This window comes from Curtobacterium sp. PhB115, from assembly GCF_003752025.1.
Lineage (GTDB): Bacteria > Actinomycetota > Actinomycetes > Actinomycetales > Microbacteriaceae > Curtobacterium.
Genome location: NZ_RJKR01000007.1, coordinates 343,804 through 367,017 on the forward strand (window position 1 = coordinate 343,804; position 23,214 = coordinate 367,017).

Annotated in this window: 24 protein-coding genes; 9 read left to right on the top strand and 15 right to left on the bottom strand. The window is 71.6% G+C overall.

The features are described from left to right. Positions 1–2: 2 nt before the first annotated feature. The 12 genes from EDF19_RS11175 to EDF19_RS11230 all read right to left on the bottom strand — a co-directional run bounded on the left by EDF19_RS11175 (position 3) and on the right by EDF19_RS11230 (position 10,313). Positions 3–932: a hypothetical protein gene (locus EDF19_RS11175; RefSeq protein ID WP_123680933.1), complete on the bottom strand. Its 930-nt coding sequence runs from the start codon at positions 930–932 to the stop codon at positions 3–5. Beyond that, complete coding sequence (locus EDF19_RS11180) at positions 907–2,961, bottom strand: flagellar biosynthesis protein FlhA (protein WP_123680934.1); 2,055 nt, start codon at positions 2,959–2,961, stop codon at positions 907–909. The genes EDF19_RS11175 and EDF19_RS11180 overlap by 26 nt, the downstream gene beginning before the upstream one ends. Continuing rightward, complete coding sequence (locus EDF19_RS11185; RefSeq protein ID WP_123680935.1) at positions 2,958–4,136, bottom strand: flagellar biosynthesis protein FlhB; 1,179 nt, start codon at positions 4,134–4,136, stop codon at positions 2,958–2,960. The genes EDF19_RS11180 and EDF19_RS11185 overlap by 4 nt, the downstream gene beginning before the upstream one ends. Positions 4,137–4,142: 6 nt before the next feature. Beyond that, positions 4,143–4,901 carry a flagellar biosynthetic protein FliR gene (locus tag EDF19_RS11190; RefSeq protein ID WP_123680936.1) on the bottom strand — a complete coding sequence of 253 codons (759 nt, stop codon included), beginning with the start codon at positions 4,899–4,901 and terminating at the stop codon, positions 4,143–4,145. Beyond that, a complete protein-coding gene (gene fliQ, locus EDF19_RS11195; protein WP_123680937.1) occupies positions 4,901–5,176 on the bottom strand; it encodes a flagellar biosynthesis protein FliQ in 276 nt (91 codons plus the stop codon). The genes EDF19_RS11190 and fliQ overlap by 1 nt, the downstream gene beginning before the upstream one ends. Before the next feature lie 9 nt (positions 5,177–5,185). Next, complete coding sequence (gene fliP / locus EDF19_RS11200) at positions 5,186–6,004, bottom strand: flagellar type III secretion system pore protein FliP (protein WP_123680938.1); 819 nt, start codon at positions 6,002–6,004, stop codon at positions 5,186–5,188. After that, positions 6,001–6,543: a flagellar biosynthetic protein FliO gene (locus EDF19_RS11205; protein WP_123680939.1), complete on the bottom strand. Its 543-nt coding sequence runs from the start codon at positions 6,541–6,543 to the stop codon at positions 6,001–6,003. Before EDF19_RS11205 ends, fliP begins: the two co-directional genes overlap by 4 nt. 10 nt (positions 6,544–6,553) lie before the next feature. After that, positions 6,554–7,261 carry a flagellar motor switch protein FliN gene (fliN, locus tag EDF19_RS11210; RefSeq protein ID WP_123680940.1) on the bottom strand — a complete coding sequence of 236 codons (708 nt, stop codon included), beginning with the start codon at positions 7,259–7,261 and terminating at the stop codon, positions 6,554–6,556. Then, on the bottom strand, positions 7,258–8,148 hold the full coding sequence (locus EDF19_RS11215; protein WP_123680941.1) for a flagellar motor switch protein FliM: 891 nt from the start codon (positions 8,146–8,148) through the stop codon (positions 7,258–7,260). The genes fliN and EDF19_RS11215 overlap by 4 nt, the downstream gene beginning before the upstream one ends. A 109-nt stretch (positions 8,149–8,257) precedes the next feature. Beyond that, on the bottom strand, positions 8,258–9,187 hold the full coding sequence (locus tag EDF19_RS11220; RefSeq protein WP_123680942.1) for a flagellar motor protein MotB: 930 nt from the start codon (positions 9,185–9,187) through the stop codon (positions 8,258–8,260). Between the two features lie 2 nt (positions 9,188–9,189). Continuing rightward, complete coding sequence (locus tag EDF19_RS11225) at positions 9,190–10,026, bottom strand: motility protein A (RefSeq protein ID WP_123680943.1); 837 nt, start codon at positions 10,024–10,026, stop codon at positions 9,190–9,192. After that, entirely contained in the window at positions 10,026–10,313 is a 288-nt protein-coding gene (locus EDF19_RS11230) for a flagellar FlbD family protein (protein ID WP_123680944.1), read from the bottom strand. The genes EDF19_RS11225 and EDF19_RS11230 overlap by 1 nt, the downstream gene beginning before the upstream one ends. 127 nt (positions 10,314–10,440) lie before the next feature. Between EDF19_RS11230 and EDF19_RS11235 the strand changes: the two genes are divergently transcribed. The 9 genes from EDF19_RS11235 to EDF19_RS11275 all read left to right on the top strand — a co-directional run bounded on the left by EDF19_RS11235 (position 10,441) and on the right by EDF19_RS11275 (position 19,916). Then, on the top strand, positions 10,441–11,529 hold the full coding sequence (locus EDF19_RS11235) for a hypothetical protein (protein WP_123680945.1): 1,089 nt from the start codon (positions 10,441–10,443) through the stop codon (positions 11,527–11,529). Positions 11,530–11,638: 109 nt separating this feature from the next. Continuing rightward, positions 11,639–12,499, top strand: coding sequence for a DUF4397 domain-containing protein (locus tag EDF19_RS11240; protein WP_123680946.1), 861 nt, complete (start codon positions 11,639–11,641; stop codon positions 12,497–12,499). Positions 12,500–12,513: 14 nt separating this feature from the next. Next, positions 12,514–13,149, top strand: coding sequence for a class F sortase (locus EDF19_RS11245; protein ID WP_185022788.1), 636 nt, complete (start codon positions 12,514–12,516; stop codon positions 13,147–13,149). Positions 13,150–13,211: 62 nt separating this feature from the next. Continuing rightward, positions 13,212–13,757, top strand: coding sequence for an RNA polymerase sigma factor (locus EDF19_RS11250; protein ID WP_123680948.1), 546 nt, complete (start codon positions 13,212–13,214; stop codon positions 13,755–13,757). After that, positions 13,754–14,521, top strand: coding sequence for an anti-sigma factor (locus EDF19_RS11255; RefSeq protein ID WP_123680949.1), 768 nt, complete (start codon positions 13,754–13,756; stop codon positions 14,519–14,521). The genes EDF19_RS11250 and EDF19_RS11255 overlap by 4 nt, the downstream gene beginning before the upstream one ends. Before the next feature lie 108 nt (positions 14,522–14,629). Then, positions 14,630–16,228, top strand: coding sequence for a UDP-N-acetylglucosamine 1-carboxyvinyltransferase (locus EDF19_RS11260; protein WP_260217105.1), 1,599 nt, complete (start codon positions 14,630–14,632; stop codon positions 16,226–16,228). A 147-nt stretch (positions 16,229–16,375) separates the two neighbouring features. Beyond that, on the top strand, positions 16,376–17,530 hold the full coding sequence (locus EDF19_RS11265) for a DUF475 domain-containing protein (protein WP_123680950.1): 1,155 nt from the start codon (positions 16,376–16,378) through the stop codon (positions 17,528–17,530). 43 nt (positions 17,531–17,573) lie between these two features. Further along, positions 17,574–19,154: a Na+/H+ antiporter gene (locus tag EDF19_RS11270; protein WP_123680951.1), complete on the top strand. Its 1,581-nt coding sequence runs from the start codon at positions 17,574–17,576 to the stop codon at positions 19,152–19,154. A gap of 126 nt (positions 19,155–19,280) precedes the next feature. After that, complete coding sequence (locus tag EDF19_RS11275; protein WP_123680952.1) at positions 19,281–19,916, top strand: isochorismatase family protein; 636 nt, start codon at positions 19,281–19,283, stop codon at positions 19,914–19,916. A gap of 80 nt (positions 19,917–19,996) precedes the next feature. Here the strand turns inward: EDF19_RS11275 and EDF19_RS11280 are convergent, their stop codons facing one another. The 3 genes from EDF19_RS11280 to EDF19_RS11290 form a co-directional block, all read right to left on the bottom strand. After that, the gene (locus EDF19_RS11280) at positions 19,997–20,887 is read right to left on the bottom strand and encodes a formylglycine-generating enzyme family protein (RefSeq protein WP_123680953.1); all 891 of its coding nucleotides are present in this window, start codon (positions 20,885–20,887) and stop codon (positions 19,997–19,999) included. A gap of 2 nt (positions 20,888–20,889) precedes the next feature. Next, positions 20,890–22,431 carry an arylsulfatase gene (locus EDF19_RS11285; RefSeq protein WP_123680954.1) on the bottom strand — a complete coding sequence of 514 codons (1,542 nt, stop codon included), beginning with the start codon at positions 22,429–22,431 and terminating at the stop codon, positions 20,890–20,892. A gap of 125 nt (positions 22,432–22,556) precedes the next feature. Then, complete coding sequence (locus EDF19_RS11290; RefSeq protein WP_123680955.1) at positions 22,557–23,051, bottom strand: DUF1269 domain-containing protein; 495 nt, start codon at positions 23,049–23,051, stop codon at positions 22,557–22,559. Positions 23,052–23,214: the final 163 nt, after the last annotated feature.

Below are 23,214 nucleotides of genomic sequence, written 5' to 3' on the forward strand. Positions count from 1 at the left end.
GTTCAGCCTAGCGACAGGACGGGCACCCCCAGCAGGTCGATCGACTCCGGCGTGGCGGTCTCCCCCGCGCCGATCGCGACGACGCCGGCCACGGGCAACCGGTCGGCGACCGTGGACACCATGGCCGCCGAGTCCTCCGGCTTCCGTCCGACGTCGACCACGACCCACACCTGGTCGGGCTCGAGCCCTTCGCTGGTCCGTCGGTCGTCCCACGCGGCGAAGGCGACGACGGCGTGGCCGTCCCGCACCCCGTCGGCGCGGGCGAGGATCCCGGAGCGGCGGTCAGCGGCGTCGGTGGGCCGCAACGCGTACCGGGTCGCGAACAGGCGTGCTGCCGCGTCGACGTCGTTCGGCCGTCCGACCAACAGCACCAGGTCCCCGTCGGCGGACCGCACGGCCGGGGCCGTGGGCCGGACCGTGCGCCCGACCGGGGCGACGTCGGGGACGCTGGTCGGGCCTCCCGGCTGGGCGTCGGTGACAGCCTGGGTGTCGGTGACGGCCCGGAGGCGCGGGTCGACCCGGACAGGCGCGTCCTGGTCCGGCAGCGCGGCCGTCGGGCGCGGCGCGCTCCCCGTGATCCCGTCCGCCGCGAAGCCGTCGAGCACCGACGCGAACGCGTCGGCGCGCGTCGTCGCGGTGCCGTCGGTGCCCGCGATGCGGGCCTCCGCCGCTTCCGCGTCGGCGAGGAGCGCCGCGATCCCGATCCGCTGCACCGGCGAGTCCGCGATGACGACGCGCGCGGTCGGGGGCTCCCCCGGCTCCGGGACCTCGACGGTGGCCTCGACGTGCGCCTTGCGGAACAGTCCGCCGATGCCCGGCGTGGTGACGCGTTCGGCGGCGACGATGCGGGCACCGGCGCCGAACTCGGTCCGGACGGCGTCCCGGACCTCGTCGAGCGTGGCGCCGCTACGCTGCAATCGGGTCGGCGGCACGGACCACTCCCACGGTCTCGATGGTGGAGCCGGCGGCGGTGGCCTCCTGGTACGACAGCACCGGGAGCCCGTTCGACTGCGCGGAGACCATGCGGTGCACGGCCGGTCGCAGCTGCGGGGCGCAGACGAGGACGGCGGAGAGCCCCTGGTCCTCGACGCTCCGGACGGCGTCGCGGACGGAGCCGAGCACCTGCTCGATGCGGTGCGCGTCGAGCACGATCTGCGAGCCCTGCTCGGACGGTCGGAGGCCCTCGAGCATGGACTGCTCGAGCAGCGGGTCGATCATGATGACGCGGAGGGTGCCGGCGTCGAGGTAGCGCGCGGCCAGGGCGGGTCCGAGGGCGGCGCGGGCGGCTTCGACGAGTCCCTCGGGGTCGGTGGACACCTTCGCGCGGAGGGTCAGCGCCTCGCAGATCCGGCCGAGGTCGTTGATCGGCACCCGCTCGACGAGCAGGCCCTGCAGCACCCGCTGGAGTTCGGCCATCGAGAGCATGCCGGGCACGAGCTCCTCGACGGCGGCCGGGTTGACCTGCTTGACGCCCTCGGTCAGGACCTTGACGTCCTCGCGGGTGAGCAGGCGCGCGGCGTTGTCGCCGATGATCGCCTGCAGGTGGGTGACGAGCACGGACACGCGGTCGATCACGGTGGCCCCGGTCATCTCGGCGGCGTGCCGGAGCTCGGCGGGCACCCACTTGCCGGCCAGGCCGAAGACGGGTTCCACGGTGGTGGTGCCCGGCAGCCCGTCGAGGTGGTCGCCGAGCGCCAGGACACTGCGCGCCGGTGCGGTGCCGCGGCCGGCCTCGACCCCGGCGATCCGGATGGCGTACGTGGAGGGCGGCAGGTCGATGCTGTCGCGGGTGCGGACCGGCGGCACCACGACGCCCATGTCGATCGCGATCTTGCGGCGGAGTGCCCGGACCCGGCCGAGCAGGTCGTCGGAGGCGCCGGAGACCATGTCGACGAGGTCGGGGGCGAGCAGGATCTCGAGGGCGTGCACGCGCATCTGCTCGATGAGGTCCTCGGGGCTGTCCCCGGTGGGTGCTGCGGACGCGATCGCCTGCTGTTCCGCCGCGGCGGCCTCGGCCTGGGCGGCGTTGCGGCCGATGCGCCAGCCGGTGAAGAGCAGGGTCGCGCCGACGAGCAGGAACGGCAGGATCGGCATGCCGGGGATGAAGCCCATCGCGATGGCCGCGACGCCCGCGATCATCAGGGCGTTCCGGGACTGCGACAGCTGGGTGGCAGCCGAGGCACCCATCTCGGACTCGGCACCGGAGCGGGTGACGATCATGCCGGTGGAGACCGCCATCAGCAGCGCGGGGATCTGGGTGACGAGCCCGTCGCCGATGGTCAGGATGCCGTACTTCGACAGGGCGTCGGTGGCGGAGAGCCCGTTCTGCAGCATGCCGATCGCGATGCCACCGACCAGGTTGATGATGATGATGAGGATGCCGGCGATCGCGTCGCCCTTGACGAACTTCGACGCACCGTCCATCGCGCCGTAGAAGTCGGCCTCGGCGGACACCGCGGCACGGCGGTCCTTCGCCTGTTCGTCGGTGATGAGGCCGGCGTTGAGGTCCGCGTCGATCGCCATCTGCTTGCCCGGCATCGCGTCGAGGGTGAACCGCGCACCGACCTCGGCGACGCGCTCGGCACCCTTCGTCACGACGACGAACTGGATCACGATGAGGATCAGGAAGATCACGGCGCCGATGATGATCGAGCCGGACACCGCGACGTGGCCGAACGCCTGGATGACGTCGCCGGCGAAGCCCTCGCCGAGGACGAGCCGGGTGGACGCAACGTTGAGCCCGAGGCGGAACAGCGTCGCGACGAGCAGCAGCGACGGGAACACCGAGAAGTCGAGCGGCTTCTTCACGAACAGCGTCGTGAGCAGGATCACCAGCGCCAGCAGGATGTTGATGATGATCAGGAAGTCGAGCAGGAACGACGGCACCGGCAGGATCAGCAGCAGGATGATGCCGACGATGAACACCGGGACGACGAGCTTCGGCAGGTCCTTGCGGTTCATGCGGTGACTCCTTCGGAGCGGGTGGTTCGGAGCTTGCGGGGCCGGAGGTCACCGGTCAGGGTGGCGGGGTCGATGACGCCGGCGACCTCGTCGGGCGTCGTCGGGCGCGGCGCCGAGTGCGTGCCGGCAGCGGTGCCGCGGGCCTTCAGCGCCATCACGAACGAGAGCACGCGGGCGACCGGCGTGTACAGGTCGACGGGGATCTCGTGCCCGAGCTCGCACGCGGCGTGCAGGGCACGGGTGAGCGGGACGTCGCGGACGATCGGCACGCGGTCCTCTTCCGCACGGGAACGGATCACGTCGGCGACCGGTCCGGCGCCCTTCGCGACCACCCGTGGCGCGGACTTCCCCGGCTCGTACTTGAGCGCGACGGCGTAGTGCGTCGGGTTCGTCATCACGACGTCCGCGGTGCCCACCGACGCGATCATCCGGTTGCGGCTCATGGCGAGCTGCCGTGAGCGTCGCTGACCCTTGACGAGCGGGTCGCCGTCGCTCTTCTTGTGCTCGTCCTTGACCTCGCGCTTGGTCATCATGGTGCGCTTGCGGTTGCGCCGGATGACGACGAACACGTCGATCGCGGCGAGCAGAAGCCCGGCCGCGATCGCGGCGCGGAGCAGGGTGCCTGCGCCGTCCGCCGCGGCCTCGAGCACCGCGGACAACGGCAACGAGCCGCTCGTCATGAGCACGGGCATCAGCCCCTGCACCGCGAACCAGAGCACGAGCCCGACGACCGAGGTCTTCAACAGCGCCTTCACGCCGTTCCACAGCGCCTGCACGCCGAACACGCGCTTCAGGCCGGCGATGGGGTCGAAGTGCGAGGCCTCGGGTGCGAGCTTCCGGATGTGCACGCCGCCCTGCGCCACCGCGGCGGCCGTGACCGCGACGAGGACGACGAGGAGCATCGGTCCGAGGGTGGCACCGATCGACCCCATCGACTCGGCGAACACCTGGTTCATCGTGCCGATCGTCGGGTTCGTGATGACGGAGCGGACGGCACTGAGCTGGTGGGTGCCGGCGGCCGCGGCGTTGCCGATGACGGCGGGCACCATGAGCGCGACGACGGCGATGCCGATCCACGCGCCGAGGTCCTGGGAGCGGCCGAGCTGGCCCTTCCGGTAGACCTCCTGCATGCGCTTCTGGGTGGCCTTCTCGGACTTCTCACCACTGTCGGACACCGGGCGTCACCCCCGTCCCGTGATCGCCTGGACGGCGTCGCCGGTCAACGACGACACCACCGAGGGCAGGGCCATGAAGAGCGCACCGGCGAAGAGGACGGTCAGCCCGATCTTGATCGGGAAGCCCATCTGGAACGCGTTCAGCGCCGGGGCGACGCGGGTGAGCAGACCGAGGCCGACGTCCGCCAGGAACAGCACGACGACGAGCGGTCCGGCGATCTGCAGCGTGGCGAGGAACATCTGCGACATCGCGGTGACGAGCAGCGACGCGAGGCCGTCGAGCGCGAACGAGCCGGTCAGCGGGACGGCGTCGAAGGAGCGCACGAGGCCGCCGACGATGAGCTGGTAGCCGCCGGAGGTGAACAGGAGCGCGAGGGCCGCCATCTGGAACAGCCGGGTGAACTGGGCGCCGTTGACCTGCGACTGCGGGTCGAACGCCTGCGCGAGGGTGAAGCCGCCGAACAGGTCGATGAGCGCACCGGCGGACTGCACCGCTGCGAACACCAGGAAGACGAGGAACCCGAGCGCCAGCCCGACGACGAGCTGGGTGAGCAGGGCGAGCAGGAACGGGCCGGTCTCGAGCGACTCGTAGCCGACGGCGACGCGCGGGGCGACCCCGATCGCGAGACCCAGCCCGAGGATCACCTTCACGGTGCCGGGGAACGCGCGGTACGAGAACGGCGGCGCGATCACGAAGAACGCCACCAGCCGGACGCCGGCGAGCATCGTCGCCTCGAGCCGGTCGGCGTCGACGGCGAGCTCCATCAGGCGCTCCCGAGGAGCTTCGGGATCATCTCGAAGGCGACGTGCGTGAACGCCACCATCTCCGAGATCATCCAGTTGCCGCAGATCACCAGGGCGATCGCCACCGCGACGGCCTTCGGTACGAAGGAGAGCGTGACCTCCTGGATCTGCGTCACCGACTGGAACAGCGAGATCGCGAACCCGACCACGAGCGACGTGATGAGCACGGGAGCGGCGAGCTTCGCGGACACCAGGAGCGCCTGCAGCACGAGGTCGATGACTGCCTGCTGGTTCATGCGCGCCCCCTAGACAACGTGGTAGCTCTCGATGAGCGACTTGATGATGAGGCCCCAGCCGTCGACCAGCACGAAGAGCAGGATCTTGAACGGCAGCGAGATCATGACCGGCGGGAGCATCATCATGCCCATCGACATGAGCGCCGCGGAGACGACGAGGTCGATCACCAGGAACGGGATGAAGATGACGAACCCGATGATGAACGCGCTGCGGAGCTCCGAGATGATGAACGCCGGGATCACCGTCGTCATCGGCACGTCCGCCATCGACTTCGGGTTGTCGAGTCCGGCGGCGCGGGTGATCAGGGCGACGTCCTCGTCCCGCGTCTGGTGGAGCATGAAGGTCCGCAGCGGCTTCGTGCCGATCTCGACGGCCTGGTCAAAGTCGAGGTGCCCGGCCAGGTAGGGCTGCAGCGCGTCCTCGTTGATGTGCCCGAGCACCGGCGCCATCACGAACAGCGACAGGAACAGCGCGAGCCCCGCGATGACCTGGTTCGGCGGGATCGACTGCAGGGCGAGCGCGTTCCGGGTCATCGCGAGGACGACGAAGATCTTCGTGAACGACGTCATCATGAGCATGAGCGCCGGTGCGACGCTGAGCAGGGTGATGCCGATGAGCGTCTCGACGGCGGACGACGGGGTGCCGTCGGGACCGTTCACGCTGACGCTGAAGTCACCGGTCGCGGGTGCGGTCGGCGTGACGGGTGCCGTCGGTTCGACGACCCCGGCGGCGTGCGCGCCGGTCGCGGTGAGCATGAGGAACCCGGCGACCACCGCCAGCCCGAGCAGGACCAGCGCGACCAGTCGTCCGGTCCGTGCGGCGGTCACCCGGCCCGCCGGTTCCGGAGCGCCGCTGCTGCCTGCCGCCAGGTCTCGGCGGACAGGATCGAGCCCTGCAGCTGCTGCGCGGACGGCGCGACGGTGCGCTGGGGACGGCGGTTGCGCGGACGCATCGGCAGCGGGTCCGCTGCGGTCGTCTCGTTCGCGTCGGCCGGGAGGCCCGTGGTGGCGTCCGACTGCAGCGCCAGTTCCTGACGGAACACGTCGGCCGACGGGGCGGGACGAACGGGCAGCTGGACGGGTCCGGTCACGATGGTCAGCTCGGGTGCCGGTGCCTGCCCGCTGGTGAGCAGGCTGACGCCCTGCTCGGAGACGCCGAGCACGAGGCGCTCCCCCTCGACGTCGACGACGACGATGCTCGCCTTGCCGCCGAGGCCCTGTCGACCGACGACCTCGACGGTCGCCGCACGACGACCGGAGGCCTTCCCGGCGAAGCGCTTCTTGCTGGCGCGGTGCAGCACCCACATGAGGGCGAGCACGACGCCGAGCGACAGCGCGACGCGGAGGGTGACGAGGAGGGTGTCCACGGGGCCGGGCTCAGACGGATTCGGCGACGTCGAGGATCCGCGTGATGCGGACGGCGTAGTCCTGGTCCACGACGACGACCTCGCCGTGCGCGATCAGGCGACCGTTCAGCAGGACGTCGGCGGGAGCGCCGGCGCTGCGGTCGAGCTCGACGACGGCGCCGGGCTCCATGCCGAGCACGTCGCGGACCGACATCCGGGTCCGGCCGATCTCGACGGTGAGGGTCATCTCGACGTTGTTGATGCGACCGAGGTTGCCGGCGGGGACGGCCGCCGGCGTGGCCGGAGCGGACACCGTGCCGTTCTCGCGCACCCGGATGCCGAACCACCCCCCGGGAGCGCCACCGGCGGTGAGCTCGAACACGACGGTGTCGGGGTCGGCCAGCAGCGACGCGGCCGAGCCACGGTGCGCCTCACCGAGGACGCCGACACCGAGCACGGTCGCGGCGGCCTCGAGCGACGGCCGCAGCACGTCGGTGACGGCGACGATGCCGTGGTCCGTGCCGCCCGCGGCGGTCACCGCGTCGAGGTCGGTGAGGACGAGCGCCAGATCGGCCGACAGGCCGCCGACGAAGGACGCGACCACCGCGTCGGCCGCCGCTTCGAGCACGACGGGGGTCGCGCCTCCAGGCAGGAGCACCGCACCCAGGGGGGCGGCCGTCGGGAGCTGCGCCGCGAGCGACTCGGCCGCTGTCGTGTGCAGGGTGGTGGTGACGTTCATGCGTGCTGCTCCGTGCTCGTGGCAGAGGTGGTGGTGACGACGATGCCGGCGAGGCGTGAGCCGTTCGCGCCGACCGCTGCGGTCCCGACGGGCTCGCCGTCGACCGCGATGGTGAGGGGCCGGTGCTGCGGGTGCGGCAGGGGCAGGAGGTCGCCGACGGCGAGCCGGAGCACCTGCGTCGGCAGGACCGTCGCCGGGGCGAAGTGCAGGCTGACGCCGACCGGCACACCCGCGAGCTGCGCGTCGAGCAGCGCCTGCGCGTCCGCAGCGGACACGTGGGTCGCGGCCTCGCCGAGCTGCGGCAGGACGGCCTCGGCCGGCAAGGCCAGCGTGCCGGGGGCGATCCGGTCGCCGACGCGGATCGAGAACGAGGCGACGATCATCAGGTCGCCCTTCTGCGCGGCCTGGGCGAACTGGGAGTTGAACTGGAACCCGCCGGCGGTGACGTCGTGCGCCAGGAGCCCGCCGAACGAGTACCGCAGGTCGTCGAGTGCGTCCTCGACGATCTTCCGGACGAGGGCCTGCTCGATCGGCGTGAAGGTGCGGTCCGGGGTCGGCAGGGGCTTCGAGGCGCCGAGGGCGTGCGACACCCAGGTCAGCGCTGCGTCGAGCGGCACCTGGAGGACGCCCTTCGAGGCGATGTCGGCGATCGGGAGCAGCACCATGCCGGTCAGTGCGGGCAGCGAGGCGGCGTACTCGTCGTACGTCGTCATCTGCACCTGCTCGCAGGTGACCTGGCTGACGGCGCGCACCTTCGCGGTGAGCTGGGTCCCCCACTGGCGCGCGAAGGTCTCGAACGCGAGCTCGAGGACCCGTGCGTGCTCACGGGCGAGCGTCGACGGGCGCGCGAAGTCGTACACCTCGGGCGCTGGCAGGGTCTCGGTCACGAGGGCGTCTATCGGTCGCCTGTGTGCCACCCGTCAGTGGTGTACCCCGTAGTGGGGCGGTGGGGGTTTCGCGTCGTCTCGCGTCGTCTCGCGTTCTCGCCTCGGGTGGTCAGCCCTTCTGGACTCCGTCCTGTGCCTTCGCCAGCGCCGGCATCAGGGCACTGACGTCCTGGTCGGCGTTCGACAGCACCACGATGTCGACCCGCCGGTTCAGGGCGAGGTCCTGGTCCGTGCCGCCCTTCGCGAGCGGCCGGCTCGACCCGAACCCGACGCTCTGCACGTGGTCGCCCGGCATCCCGCCCCGCTCGACGAGGTCGCGGAGCACCCCCGTGGCCCGCGCCGCGCTGAGCTCCCAGTTCGTGGCGTACGGCGCCGTCGAGTTCCGCTGGTCGGCGTGCCCCTCGATGCTGACGTCGTGCGCCGAGGTCTTCAGCACCGGGGCGATCGCGTCCATGATCGACCGCGCCTGATCGGACAGGTCCGCGCTGTTCGTGCCGAAGTACGTCTCGCTGCCGACGAGCCGGACCGTCAGGCCGCGGGCGTCCAGGGTGAACTGGACGTTGCGGGTCTGACCGGCCTTCGTCAGGTTCTTCTCGATGGCCCGCTCGATCTTCGTCAGGTCGTCGAGCTCCTGCTTCGCCGCCGCGACGTCCTGCTTCGTCGCCGTCTTCGGCACCACCGTCGACGCGGGGTCGACGTTCGTGTCCTTCGCGCCGGACGACGCCGTGGAGTGGTCCGCCTGCGACTTGTCGGTCGAGTAGCCGGAGCCGTCCTCGACCTGGTCCTTCGTCACGACGGTGCCGCTCGCGGTGTCGACCTTCTGCGACTCCACCTCGCCGAACCCCGTCGCGAGCGAGTTCTTCAGCGCGATGTACTTCTCCTGGTCGACCGTCGACATCGCGAAGAGCACCAGGAACATGCACATCAGCACCGTGATCATGTCCATGTAGGACGCCATCCACCGCTCGTCCGGGTGCTCGGCCTCGTCGTGGGACTTCTTCGCGCGACCGCGGCCGCGTCCCCGGGGGTTCGCGCTCACCGTCAGGCCGCCAGCTGCTGCTCGTCGGCGTCGGCGCTGCTTCCGCCCTTGCCGCCCTTGCCGCTCTTGCCCTTGCCTGCCGTGTCGACGCGGGCAGCCGGCGGGACCATCGCCTTCAGCCGCTCACCGAGCAGCCGGGGCTGGCTGCCGGCCTGCACGGCCAGGAGCCCCTCCATCAGGAGCGTCTGCCGGTCCGACTCGAGCTGCGCGAGCTTCCGGAGCTTGCCGCCGATCGGCAGCCACAGGAAGTTCGCGGTGAGGAGGCCCCAGAGCGTCGCCACGAAGGCGCTCGCGATGAGCGGACCGAGCTCGTCCGGCTTGCCGAGGTTCGCGAGCACGTGGGTCAGCGACACCACGGTGCCGATGATGCCGACCGTCGGAGCGAACCCACCGAGGCCCATGAAGAACGCGCTCGCGCTCCGCACCGGGGCGGCGTTCGACTCGATCTCGTCCTCGAGCAGGATCCGCAGCTCGTCGCCGTCGGTGCCGTCCGCGATGTTCTGCAGCGCCTTCTTCATGAACGGGTCGTCGTGCTTGTCGGCCTCCTGCTCGAGCGCGAGCAGCCCGTTCGACCGAGCCGTCTCCGCGAGCCCCACCACGTCGTCGATGACCGACTGCGGCGGGGTGACCTTGCCGGTGAACGCCTTCGGCACGGCCTTGAAGCTGGCGATGGCGTCCTTCAGCGTCGTGCTCGCGATGCCGCAGCCGATGGTGGCGCCGAACACGAGGAGCATCGGGGCCGGCAGGAACAGGCCGGCGAGCTCGACGTGCTCCATCTCGACCATGCCGAACAGGGCACCGAAGGCGAGCAGGATGCCGACGATCGTTGCGATGTCCATCAGCGGCCCCCGTCCTGTGCACGCGGCGGGTGGATCGGTGCGACGGGCGCGAGCGTCGGCTGCGGGCCGGTGCTGTTCCGCACGGCAGCGTCGGTGCCGTAGGCCATCCCGACGATGCGGGCGCGGTACGCGGCGATGAGGTCGATCACGTCGGCCATGGACTCGCGGACGATGTACTTCGCCCCGTCGACCATGATCAACGTCGTGTCCGGCGTCTCCTGGATGCGCTCCACGAGATCGGGGTTGACAGCGAATCCGCTGCCGTTCAGTCGTGTGACGACGATCATGGCCCGTCCTGGTTCTCGATCGTCCCGCCGCCGTCCGTGGGGCGGGATGCGGCCCGTCCGTGGGCCTGCGAGAAGGACTATCGGCGGGTGCGGCGGTGGCGTTAGTGGCCGTCACTAGCCTGGTGCCGTGATCACTGCCGAGGACCTGCTCACCGGACCCCGAGGGCGCCGGTTCTGCCTGGAGCTCCTGCGTCGCGTGCAGCCCGACGACGACCCAGCGGCCGCGCACCTCGGCGAGCTGCTCTTCTGGGCCGTCTTCCACCTCGGCCAGGAACGCGGCGACGGCGGCGTGCTGTTCGGCATCGGTGGAACGGCCGTCGCCGGTCCCGTTCCGGAGATCGGTGCGGTGGCGGACGCGCTCGACGCGGTCCGGCTGCCCGATCCCACCGAGGACCACGTCGTCGAGGCACTGGAGCAGACGGCGGAGAGCGCGCTCTGGTGGCAACCGGCGGACGCCAGCGACGCCCTGCTCGAGCGGCCGGAGCTGGGCTCGGTGCTGCGGCGGGTCGCGCAGTGGGTGGCCGGGAGCGAGGTGGTGCAGCGGCTCTGGTCGGTCGAGCAGGACGGCGCGCGGTGGGTCGTGACGTTCGACGACGACGACGACGGTGCCGGTGCCGGGCGTGCTCGTCCGGTCGTCTCTGATGCGCTCCGGGGCTGGGCCGACGATCTCCGGCGCGATGCGGCGGCGGGCACCGACGGCCGGACGAGCGGCGCGTGGTGGACGACGCCGCCCTGGCCGCTCGTGCAGACCACGGGCGCACCGCTCGCGTCGTCCGGGCCACTGGCGCTCTGGGCGGTCGAGGACTCGTTCGGCCAGCAGCACGCGCTCGTCGCTCCGGCGTCGCCGGGTCGGACGCTGCGGGTCTGCATCGTCGACGGCCCGGAGGACTGGGCGGCGGTCTGCCGTCGCTGGCCGCTCGACGTCACGGGGACGACCAGGAGGCACGACTGGGGGCTCGCGACCGGCCGCGACGGCGACTGGGTCGTGCCGGACTGGTCGGCGGTCGCGCGCGAGTACGACGTCGTGCACCTGACCGTCGCCGGGTGGCTCCGTACCTCGGGAGCCGTCGTCGCCGTGGACGACACCACCGCGAGCGTGGTCGCCGGCTGGACGCCGGACTCCGCGTACTGGCTCACCGATCCCGGCCCGGTGCTCGGCACCCCGGAGGTCTGGACTCGACCCGGCAACGCCGGGCCGTGGCGACCGCGCTCCTGATCCGTCGACGTCGGGTGCATCCGATCGGGGTCCCGGGCCGGTAGTGGGAGTACGACGTCGACGACGACGTCGTCCGCACCGGCCCGGACCGGCCCGAAGGAGTCACGTCATGCGCAAGACACTCGCCACCGGCCTGAGCGCCGGTGTCCTGCTCGCCGCAGCCGCGGTCGTGCTGCCCGCGACGGCCGCCACCGCCGCCACGGGCGACGCCACCCTCTCCGTCCTGCACGCCGTGCCCGCCGTCACCGTCGACGTGTACCTCGACGGCAAGCGGGCCCTCGACGACTTCGAACCAGGGTCACTCGCCGGGCCGATGATGATGCCGGTCGGTGCCCACGAGCTCGCGATCACGGCGTCCGACTCGTCCGACGACTCGAAGCCGATCATCGGCCCGGTCGACGTCACGCTCGACGCCGGCGGGAACTACACCGCCGTCGCACACGACGAGGCCGACGGATCGCCGACCGCGACGCTCTTCACCAACGACACGTCGACGGTCCCGGCCGGACAGGGTCGACTGGTCGTCCGGCACGTCGCAGCCGCACCCGCGGTCGACGTGCTCGCCGGCGGCAAGGCGGTCGTGTCGAACCTGTCGAACCCGGACGAGCAAGCGCTCGAACTGCCGGCCGGCACGGTCTCGGCCTCGGTCGCGGCGACCGGCACGACCGACCCCGTGATCGGACCGGCCGACGTCGAGGTCGCAGCGGGCGCCGACACGATCGTGTACGCGTGGGGCAGCCTGGACGACTCGAACCTGGCCCTCGCCACCCAGACGATCTCCGACCTCGGTGGAACGCTGAACGGCGTGCCCGCAGGGAACGCCGGTCTGGTCGCGACGAACCGCCCCGACGCCGCACCGCTGTTCGGTGGTGCTGCTGCTGCGATCGCAGCCGCGGTGGCCATCGGCGCCGTCGTGCTCCGTCGCCGTCACGCGGCGACCACCACGCGAGCGCAGGACTCGGGCCGCTGAGCATGCTCCGACCGGTGCGGTCCGCCGCGGCGACGCTCGTCGTCGCCGCGGTGGCCGTCGCCGTCCTGACCGGGTGCTCGTCGGCCGGGTCCGCCCCCGGCGGGCGCCCTTCGTTCGCCCCGACCACCACACCCACGCCCGTCCCCTCGGCGTTCTCCACCGCGGTGCCGCAGGCAGCGGCCACGCTGCCGCCGGTCCGGACAGCAGCACCGCCGACACGGATCAGCGTCGACTGGGCGGGTGTCACCGCACCGGTCCGGCCCGAGGGTGTCGACGACGACGGCGCGATGGCCCTGCCGCCGGACCCGGGCGTCGCCGGCTGGTACCGGTTCGGTGCGGCACCGTCCTCGTCGGCGGGCACCATCGTCATCGCGGCCCACGTCGACGCCGTCGGGTACGGCACCGGCCCGTTCGCCCACCTGCAGGACGTCCCCGAGGGCACCACCGTCACGCTCACCGACGCCGACGGCACCGACACCCGCTGGCGGATCGACTCGGTCGGCCTGCTCACGAAGCAGGGGCTGCCCTGGGCGTCGGTGTTCCGCGGCGACGGACCGCGGCAGCTCGTGCTCGTCACCTGCGGCGGCGACTTCGACACCGCCACCCACCACTACGAGAGCAACCTCCTGATCACCGCGAACCCCGCGTGAGCACCGGGCGCGACGTACGATCAGGGCGCGGTCGACGAGGACCGCACCAGCGACAGGACGACGTGACGACCACCCTCCTGGACGACGGCGAACTCTCCGACGCGTTCAGCGCCGGAGGCCAGGACGCCCTGCGTGCGGTCTACGACCGGTGGTCGTCGCTGGTCTACTCGCTCGCACTCCGCGCCCTGGCGGAGCCGAGCGCCGCCGAGGACGTCACGCAGCAGGTGTTCGTGAAGGCCTGGCAGCACAGTTCCACCTACGACCCGGCGCGTGCACCCCTCGGCGCCTGGCTCGTCGGCATCACCCGGAACTGCATCGCGGACGCACTCGCCGAACGCCGCCGACACGCGAGCGCCGCCGACCCCGACGTCGTCGAGGAGACCACACCGGCACCGGAACCGGCGTTCGACCTGGCCGAACGGGCGCTCGTCGCGGGCGAGCTCGACCGGCTCGCCGAGGTCCCCCGACGGGTGATGCGACTGGCGTTCTACGACGACCTCAGCCATCGTGAGATCGCTGAACGGCTCGACCTGCCCCTCGGGACGGTCAAGAGCCACATCCACCGGAGTCTGGCTCGGCTCCGAACACGTCTGGAGGTGATCGAATGAAGCACGTCGACGACGAGACCCTGGCGATGCTCGCGGTCTCCGACGAGGTGGCCGAGGACGACGTCGCGGCACACCCCGCCTCCTGTGCCACCTGCCGGGACGAAGTGGCCGCGCTGCAACGGGTCGCCGCAGTCACCCGGTCCTCCACGGACATCGAGCTGACCGCGCCCCCGGAGCGGGTCTGGGACCGGATCGCCGCCGAGATCGGGACGGCCCCGTCGCCGACGCCTGCGCGCGCGGTGCGCCGCCGTCCGCGCCGTCGTCGCCGCCTGCTCGCCGTCGTGCTGACCGGGGTCGGGGTGCTGGCCGTGCTGGTCGGCATCGGCGTCGTCTCCGGAGTCGTGCCCGGGGTCCTGCCCGGCTCGCCCGCGCGGAACGAGACGGTGCTCGCGACCGCCGACCTCGATGCCCTGCCCTCGTGGAAGGGCTCGAGCGGCACCGCCGAGCTCGAACGTGATCGGGACGGCCGCCTCACCCTCGTCGTGGACCTGCGCACCGGAGCCGACGCCGACGGCGACGCCGACGGCGACGGCGACGCCGACGGCGACGGCACGGGTGCGCTCCGCGAGGTCTGGATGATGCGCTCGGACCTCGAGGGGCTCGTCAGCGTCGGGTTCCTCGACGGCGACCGCGGACGCTTCACCGTCCCGGCGGCGATCGACACCTCACGCTTCCCCGTCGTCGACGTCTCGGCCGAGGCGGACGACGGCGATCCGGCCCACTCCGGCGACTCGATCGTCCGCGGCACGCTGTCCCCGTCCTGATCGCGTTCGTCCCCCGAACTCTCAGATACGAGTTGATGCAAGTGCGTACGGGCCGCGAAACGGTCCGATCGGCAGCGTTTTATCTCATGAGCGTGTTAGCGTGACGCCATGTCCGACACCACCACCGTCGTCACCCCCGCTGCCACCGTGCCCGGCACCACCGTGTCCGCCGCCACTGGCTCCGCCGCTCCGCTCCGCGAGGTCGGCGCCCTGATCCGGGGCGCCCGCAAGGGTCGCAGCATGACCCAGGCGCAGCTCGCCGAACGCGTCGGCACCAGCCAGAGCGCGATCAACCGCATCGAGCAGGGCGGCCAGAACCTGTCCCTCGAGATGCTCACGCGCATCAGCGATGCCCTCGACCAGCAGATCGTCTCCATCGGTGGCGCACCGCAGCGTGCGCACCTGCGCGTGCAGGGTGGCCGGAAGCTCAGCGGGTCGATCGCGGTGAACTCGAGCAAGAACGCCGCCGTGGCGCTGCTCTGCGCATCCCTGCTGAACCGTGGTGTGACCCGTCTGCACAAGGTCGCCCGGATCGTCGAGGTCGACCGCATCATCGACGTGCTCCGCAGCCTCGGCGCGAGCGTCACCTGGTCGGAGGACGGCGAGACCCTCGAGATCGTCGCGCCGGCCGACCTCCACCTCGACGCCATCGACGCCGACGCCGCTCGACGCACCCGCAGCGTCCTGATGTTCCTCGGCCCGCTGAGCGGCCGCTACGAGTCCTTCCGCCTGCCGTACGCCGGTGGCTGCGACCTCGGCACCCGGACCGTCGAGCCGCACCTCATCGCGCTCCGCCCCTTCGGCGTCGACGTCGAGGCGACCTCCGGTTGGTACGAGGTCGGCGTCGCCAACCAGGACGTCCCCGCGAAGTCCGTCGTCCTCACCGAGCGCGGCGACACCGTGACCGAGAACGCGATCCTCGCCGCCGCCGCCCGCGACGGTGAGACCGTGATCCGGAACGCCAGCCCGAACTACATGGTGCAGGACCTCTGCTTCTTCCTCGAGCTGCTCGGGGTGCGCATCGAGGGCATCGGCACCACGACCCTCCGCATCACCGGCAAGAGCCGCATCGAAGAGGTCGTCGACTACTGGCCGAGCGAGGACCCGGTCGAGGCGATGAGCCTGCTGACCGCCGGCATCGTCACCTCGTCGACCCTCACCGTGACCCGTGCGCCGATCGAGTTCCTCGAGATCGAGCTCGCGACCCTCGCCGAGATGGGTCTGCGCTTCGACGTCAGCGCGGAGTACTCCGCCGCCAACGGCCGGACCCGCCTGGTCGACATCACCGTGCACCCGTCCGAGCTGCACGCTCCGATCGACAAGATCCACGCGATGCCGTTCCCCGGCCTGAACATCGACAACCTGCCCTTCTTCGTCGTGATCGCCGCGACCGCCTCCGGCACCACGCTCGTGCACGACTGGGTCTACGAGGGCCGGGCGATCCACCTGCTCGACCTCACCCGCCTCGGCGCCAGCGTCACCCTCCGCGACCCGCACCGCCTCGACGTCACCGGTCCGACGCACTTCTCCGGAGCGGAGATCAGCTGCCCGCCGGCCCTCCGTCCCGCGGTCGTCATCCTGCTGGCGATGCTCGCGGCCAAGGGCGAGAGCGTCCTGCGCAACGTCGGCATCATCGCCCGCGGGTACGAGCAGCTGCAGGAGCGCCTGAACTCGCTCGGCGCGTCCATCGAGACGTTCCACGACTGAGGCGACCGCCTGCCTGCGTGACCCGACGGCCCGTCCCCGCAACTGGGGACGGGCCGTCACCCGACCTGCCGGAGCCGAGCCGCGCCTCCAGGCCGATGCCCAGGAGCGCTCCACCACCCGCCCAGGCGACAGGTGCTGGATTGGTTGATGGCCACGAGATCGCTCCTGACCGTCCCCCTGCTCATCACCGTCACGGCGGCTGCCGTCGCGTGGGCCGTCCTCGGCCCCGCCGCGGCACTCGCCTTCGTCGCCCTCGCCCTGCTCGAGATCGCGATGGCTGCCGACTCCTCGGTCCCGATGGCCGGCATCGCCGGCCGCCTGCACTCGCCCGCCCGCCGGCTCTTCCTGTCACTCGGCATCGTCGCGGGCGTCCTCGCGATGCGCCTCCTGCTGCCCCCGGCCGCCGTCGCCGTCGGTGACGCGACCGACCCCGCGGCGTCCGTCGGCGAGGCCGTCTTCGAACCCGGCTCGTTCACCGCGCACCTCGCCGAGGTCCGCCCGGCCCTCGCCGCCTTCGGCGCCGCGTTCATCTGGTTGGTCTTCGCCGAGTACCTGTTCAACACGGACCGCGCGTCGCGCAGGTCGTGGCTCGGCCGCCTGGAGGCGCGGCTCGCCGCCGTCGGACACCCTCGCGTCTGGTCGCTGGTCACCGCCACCGCCGGCGCAGCCGTCACCACGGTGCTCGTCGCCTGCGACGCGGGCTGGGCGCCGCGGGCGGTCCTGCAGGTGGCGATCGGTGGTGCGGCGGGGATCGGCGCGTACCTGGGGTCGAAGGCGGTCGCGAAGTGGGCGCTCCGGACGCCGAGCGGCAGCACCGACACGGCGTCGATCGGGACGGGCGGCAGCGCGTGGCGCATCCACGCATACGCCTCGACCGTGGTGTTCGAGCGGGGGCTCGTGGTCTTCATGCTGTTCGAGATCCTCGACGGCGTGTACAGCCTGTCCGGCTCGGGAGCGCTTGGCGCGGACGGGCTCGGGGCGCTCGAGCAGGCGGCCGTGGCGGTCGCGGCGATCGGGGTCGGCGCGGTGTTCCTGGCGCGACTGACGTCACGACTCGACGAGGCCGCGGGCCTGAAGCGGCTGCGGTACCTCAAGGCGGGCGCCGCCTACGTGCTCGGCCTGCTCTCGGTGCTGCTCTGGGCGAGTCTGCTGGTGCCGATCCCGGGCGTCGTTGTCGGGTGGTTCGGCACGGTCGTCATCGGGCTGGCGCTGGCGAGTTCCCTGCCGTGGCGTGCGTGGTGGCGTCGGTTGACGCGGACGTCTCCCGCTCGCTGGGTGCATCCGAGCGCCGGACCGCGTTGACTGGAGCGTCGGCCGAACGGAGTCGGCCGAACGAGGAGAACGCGTGCTGGGACCTGAACTCGTGGTGGTGCTCGGCCTCGCCATCGCCCTGACCGCGGCGCTTGCCGACCGGATCCGGGTAGCACCACCCGTGCTGTTGCTCGTGTTCGGGGCCGCGCTCGCCCTCATCCCGGAGTTCGCGAACGTGCAGCTGCCCGCCGAGGCCGTGCTGCTGCTGTTCCTCCCCGCGCTGCTCTACTGGGAGAGCCTGACCACGTCGCTCCGCGAGATCCGGAAGAACCTGCGCGGCATCGTGCTGATGGGGACCCTGCTCGTGGTCGTCACGGCGGGAGCGGTGGCGGTGCTCCTCCACCTGCTCGGGCTGCCGTGGGGACCGGCGTGGGTGCTCGGTGCGGCAGTGGCACCGACCGACGCCACCGCGGTCGGGGTGCTGACGAAGATGCTCCCCCGCCGGAACGTCACCGTGCTCCGCGCCGAGAGCCTGGTCAACGACGGCACGACCCTCGTGGTCTACGGGATCGCGGTCGCCGTCACCGTCGGCACGCAGGAGCTCACGTTCTGGGGTGTCTCGGGCATGCTCGTGCTCTCGTACCTCGGCGGCCTCGCCGCTGGCCTCGCCGCCGCGTGGATCGGGACGCTCGTGCTGCGGCGGGTGGACACGGTCGTCCTCGAGAACCTCGTCACGCTGCTCGTCCCCTTCGCGGCGTTCCTCGCCGCCGAGGCGATCGGCGCCTCCGGTGTGCTGGCCGTGGTCGCTGCCGGCATCGTCGTCAGCCAGGTCGGTCCGAAGCTCGACCGCGCCGAGACCCGGCAGCAGGTGCGGGCGTTCTGGTCCTTCCTGACGTTCCTGCTCAACGGCGCGCTGTTCGTGCTGGTCGGCATCGAGGCGATGGTGGCCGCACGCGCACTCGACCCGGCGGACCTGCTGCGGGCGACCGGGATCGTCCTCGCCGTGGCGGTCCTGCTCGTCCTCGTGCGGTTCGCCTTCCTCAACGCCGCGGGCGGGACGATCTGGCTCGTCACCCGGCGTACCGGAGGCGAACCCCGCGAGGGCCACCGCGACCGGCTCGTCAGCGGGTTCGCCGGCTTCCGGGGTGCGGTGTCCCTGGCGATGGCCGTCGCCGTCCCGCGCACCCTCGAGTCCGGCGGCGCCTTCCCCGACCGGGACCTCATCGTCTTCGTGACCGCCGGTGTGGTCATCGTCACGATCGTCGGCCAGGCGCTCGTCCTGCCAGCCGTGCTCCGGAAGGCGGCCCTGCCCGAGGACGAGTCCGTCGGCGAGGAGCGTCGGTACGCCGAGCGCACCGCGATCGAGGAAGCACTCGACGCGCTCCCCCGCCTCGCCCGGTCGACGGGGGCGGACCGTGCCACGGTCGAGCGGCTCCGGAAGGACTACGAGGCGCACCTCGACGTGATCGATGCCCGGGAGACCGAGGACGACGACCACCCGGCGCTCCAGCGGCACGACAACGCGGTCGCGCTGGAGCTCGCGCTCGTGCAGCACAAGGCGCGCACACTCCTGCGCCTCCGGGACGCCGACGAGATCGACGACCTGGTGCTGCGCCAGGTGCGCGCCGGGTACGACGCCGAAGAGGCGCGGTTGGGCGGCATCACGCCGGTCTGATGCGGTCGATGCGGTGCGGAGGTCGCCCGCTGCCGGACGGGACTGACCCGTCGGTGCGTTGCAGTCCCGGCGGCGTCGGGGACGGAGGATGATCGACGGGCACGTCCACCGACCAAGGAGCCCTCCGTGACCAGCCCCCAACGCGCCCTCGTCCTCGTCGACGTCCAGCTGGAGTACTTCAGCGGCCCACTCGAGATCCGGTTCCCGCCGGTCGACGACTCGCTCGCGCAGATCACGGCCGCCATCGACGCGGCGACCGCCGCCGGCACGCCGATCGTCGTCGTCCAGCACTCGGAGGGCGAGTCCGCTCCGGTCTTCGCCCCCGGCACCGAGGCGTTCGCGCTGCACCCCGCGGTCGAACAGCGATGGAGCCCCGAGTGGAAGCACGTCACGAAGCACCACAGCTCGGTGTTCGCCGACACCGACCTGCTCTCGTGGCTGCGCGAACGCTCGCTCGACACGGTGACCCTCGTCGGCTACATGACCAACAACTGCATCATGGCGTCCGCCGTCGAAGCGGAGGCGCTGGGCATCGCGGTCGAGGTACTCTCCGACGCGACCGGGGCGATCAGCCTGGTCAACGCGGGCGGTGCGGTGGACGCGGAGACGGTGCACCGCACGCTGATGGCGATCCTGCAGTCGAACCTCGCCGCCGTGGCCCCGACGTCCGAGTGGACCGCGGCGCTGCATGTCGGCGCCGCGATCGCGAAGGACGCACTGCCGTCCTCCGCGACGGCGGGTGCCGAGCGGTTCCCCGCCTGACGCCAGCGACAGCCTGAGGCCAGCGGCGGCCCGCGGCAGCCCGCCGCACGCGGCGGCCCGCCGCGTGCGGCGTCGCTCCGTCAGGACGCGATGCGGAACCCGATGTGGCTCATGCCCGTGTCGATCGCCTGGCCGCGGCGTGCGGCCGGGCGGTACCGACGGCAGTAGCTGTCGGCGCAGAGGAACGAGCCGCCCTTGACGACCCGCTGCGCGACCGCGGTGTCGGTCTCGTCCTCCGGCGCGCAGCAGTGGTGGGCGGAGGCCTGATCGACGTACGGGTCGCTGGTCCACTCCCAGACGTTGCCGCCGGTGTCGTGCAGGCCGTACCCGTTCGGCGGGAACGACCCGACGGGCGTCGTCCGGCCGTACCCCTGGTCCGCGCGCCACGGGAACGCGCCGTGCCAGTAGTTCGCCCGTGGCTCCCCCGGTCGCTCGGGGTCGTCGCCCCAGGTGAACTCCGCGCCGTCGAGGCCGCCGCGGGCCGCGAACTCCCACTCGGCCTCGGTCGGCAGTCGACCGCCGGCCCATGCCGCGTAGGCGTCCGCGTCCTCGTGGGCGACGTGCACCACGGGGTGGTCCGGTCGGTCGGCGATCGTGGACCCCGGACCGACGGGTCGACGCCAGTGCGCTCCCGGGGTCCACGCCCACCACTGGCTGAGGTGTCGGAGGTCCACCGGCCCGCTCGTGCCGGTGAAGACCATCGACCCGGCGTGCAGGTTCTCGGGCGGAGCGCCGGGGAACTGTGCGGGATCGAGCGGGCGCTCCGCCACCGTGCGGTACCCCGTCGACCGCACGAACGCGGCGAACTCCCGGTTCGTCACCGGCTCCGGCGCGATCGCGAAGCACTCGACGGTGACCCGGCGGGCGGGCGCTTCTTCCGGGTAGTGCTGATCGGACCCCATCGTGAAGGTGCCGCCGGCGATCCGCACCATCGCGGAGCGGATCGCCGTCGTCGGAGCGCTCCCCGCCATCGTCAGTCGCCGCCGGCCAGGAACGACTGCAGCTTGTCGACCGCCTGGTCGATGCTGAACGTCGCCGCGCGCTGTCGTGGCGGGAACTCCTCGAACGTGTCGAGGAAGTCGGTGACGAGCGCCGTGGCTGCCAGTAGGAGGTAGTCGTTCTCGAACAACCAGTCGAAGTACGTGTTCGACGTCACGTCCGCTCGTTCGAACGGATCGGTCCGGAGGTTGTAGAGCTTCGGGACACGGAGCGTGACGAACGGGTCGAACCAGACCTGCAGCGTCCCGTTGACCCGCTGCTCCATGAACACGGCCTTCCAGTTGTCGAACCGGAGCGCCAGGACGTCACCGTCGTCGGAGAAGTAGACCAGGCCGGGGCGCGGGCCCTTCTCCGTCGCACCGGTCAGGTACGGCAGGAAGTCGTACCCGTCGATGTGCACCTTGTACGTGCGGTCGCCGATCGTCTTGCCCGCCTTGAGCTCGTCGACCGTGGTGGTGTCCCCGACCGCGGCGAGGAACGTCGGGAACCAGTCGTGGTGCTGGATGATCGCGTTCGAGATCGACCCAGCGTCGATGTGCCCGGGCCAGCGGATCATCTGCGGGACGCGGAACGCCCCTTCCCAGTTCGTGTTCTTCTCGCTGCGGAACGGGGTCATGCCGCCGTCGGGCCAGGTGTTCATGTGCGGCCCGTTGTCCGTGGAGTAGATCACGATGGTGTCGTCGGCGATGCCGAGCTCGTCGAGCTGGTCGAGCAGGGACCCGACCACCCGGTCGTGGTCGATCATCGTGTCGTGGTAGGTCGACTGCCACCGCCCCGCCTGCCCGATGCTCTCCGGCTTCGGGTGCGTCCGGAAGTGCATGTGCGTGGTGTTCATCCAGACGAAGAACGGGGTCTCGGACTCGGCCTGCCGACCGATGAAGTCCATCGCGGCGTCCGCGAACTCCTCGTCGATGGTCTCCATCCGCTTCTTCGTGAGGGGGCCCGTGTCCTCGACGCGCTGCTTCCCGCGGCGCCCGTAGCGTCCGTCCACGGTGTCGTCGTCCTCGTCGGAAGCCCACGAGTGGATCACCCCGCGCGGTCGGGCGCGGTCGTTGAACGCCGGGAAGTCCTCGACCGACGGCCAGTTCGCCGACTCCGGCTCCTCTTCCGCGTTGAGGTGGTACAGGTTGCCGTAGAACTCGTCGAACCCGTGCGCGGTCGGCAGGAAGTCGTTCTTGTCGCCGAGGTGGTTCTTGCCGAACTGTCCGGTGGCGTACCCGTGCGGCTTCAGGACCTCGGCGATCGTCGGGTCCTCGGCGCGGAGCCCGAGGTCGGCGCCCGGCATGCCCACCTTGCTGAGCCCGGTCCGGAAGACGCTCTGCCCGGTGATGAACGACGACCGGCCGGCGGTGCAGCTCTGCTCGCCGTAGGAGTCCGTGAACCGCATCCCCTCGTCGGCGATGCGGTCGATGTTCGGCGTCTGGTACCCCATCAGCCCGTCGCTGTAACAGCTCAGGTTGGTGATCCCGATGTCGTCACCCCAGATGACCAGGATGTTCGGCTTGTCCTTCGGCATGGCTGCCCTCCTCGTTCGTGGTGACCGCGTCGGTGTCGGTGGCAGGTGCGGCCCTGCTGGGATGCTGCTCGACCGTGTCCGGAGCCGGGCCACCCTGAGCGGGTGAGATGTTCCGTCCGGCGTCCTCAGCGCGGGCCGTGGGGGTCGTGCGCGATCTCCTGCTCGTCCTGGTCCGAGACGGTGGTGCGCAGGACGGTCCCCCCGAACCGGGCCAGTGCGTCCACGAGCCGAGCGCTGTCCTCGGGCGTCGTGTACGCGACGACGGCCGAACCGCCGTGCCCGAGCTGGTCGGCCAGCTCCCGTCGGAACGACGCGTCGAGGCCCGCGCGGTCGAGCCCGGCGAACAGGACGCCGACCACCCCGCCGACGACGAGACCGATGAACGGCATCAGGAACAGGAACCCGAGGACCGTGCCGAAGACCGCGCTGGACGCCGCTCGGGCGCCGACCCGCGAATCGCGCGCTGGTGACTCGACGTGCGTCTTGCCGTGCTCGTCGACACGGACGTGGGCGAGACCGTCGAGCAGGACGGCGGACCGCTCGTCGAGGGCCTGCGCTTCCTCGTACGCCGCGCGACCACGGCCCTCGTCGTCGAACGTCAGCACGATGAGCTCGGCCATGTGGTGTCCTTCCGGTGTCGCACGAGCGGGCGTCGGAGCGGAGCACGTCCGGTTCTGGTCCTACCGTCGGGTGTGCGGCTCCGGACCACCCGTTGCGGGTGAACCGCGGTCCCCGTGCGCAGTTCACCCGATGCGGATGGTGCGCGCGCGGTCCACGTCCGGT

What these genes read in the sequence shown, in the direction of transcription:
- EDF19_RS11180 (WP_123680934.1), bottom strand. Translation starts at nt 2,961, where the DNA reads ATGAACCGCAAGGACCTGCCGAAGCTCGTCGTCCCGGTGTTCATCGTC.
- EDF19_RS11190 (WP_123680936.1), bottom strand. Translation starts at nt 4,901, where the DNA reads ATGGAGCTCGCCGTCGACGCCGACCGGCTCGAGGCGACGATGCTCGCC.
- fliQ (WP_123680937.1), bottom strand. Translation starts at nt 5,176, where the DNA reads ATGAACCAGCAGGCAGTCATCGACCTCGTGCTGCAGGCGCTCCTGGTG.
- fliN (WP_123680940.1), bottom strand. Translation starts at nt 7,261, where the DNA reads ATGAACGTCACCACCACCCTGCACACGACAGCGGCCGAGTCGCTCGCG.
- EDF19_RS11225 (WP_123680943.1), bottom strand. Translation starts at nt 10,026, where the DNA reads ATGGACATCGCAACGATCGTCGGCATCCTGCTCGCCTTCGGTGCCCTG.
- EDF19_RS11230 (WP_123680944.1), bottom strand. Translation starts at nt 10,313, where the DNA reads ATGATCGTCGTCACACGACTGAACGGCAGCGGATTCGCTGTCAACCCC.
- EDF19_RS11240 (WP_123680946.1), top strand. Translation starts at nt 11,639, where the DNA reads ATGCGCAAGACACTCGCCACCGGCCTGAGCGCCGGTGTCCTGCTCGCC.
- EDF19_RS11255 (WP_123680949.1), top strand. Translation starts at nt 13,754, where the DNA reads ATGAAGCACGTCGACGACGAGACCCTGGCGATGCTCGCGGTCTCCGAC.
- EDF19_RS11260 (WP_260217105.1), top strand. Translation starts at nt 14,630, where the DNA reads ATGTCCGACACCACCACCGTCGTCACCCCCGCTGCCACCGTGCCCGGC.
- EDF19_RS11265 (WP_123680950.1), top strand. Translation starts at nt 16,376, where the DNA reads ATGGCCACGAGATCGCTCCTGACCGTCCCCCTGCTCATCACCGTCACG.
- EDF19_RS11280 (WP_123680953.1), bottom strand. Translation starts at nt 20,887, where the DNA reads ATGGCGGGGAGCGCTCCGACGACGGCGATCCGCTCCGCGATGGTGCGG.
- EDF19_RS11285 (WP_123680954.1), bottom strand. Translation starts at nt 22,431, where the DNA reads ATGCCGAAGGACAAGCCGAACATCCTGGTCATCTGGGGTGACGACATC.
- EDF19_RS11290 (WP_123680955.1), bottom strand. Translation starts at nt 23,051, where the DNA reads ATGGCCGAGCTCATCGTGCTGACGTTCGACGACGAGGGCCGTGGTCGC.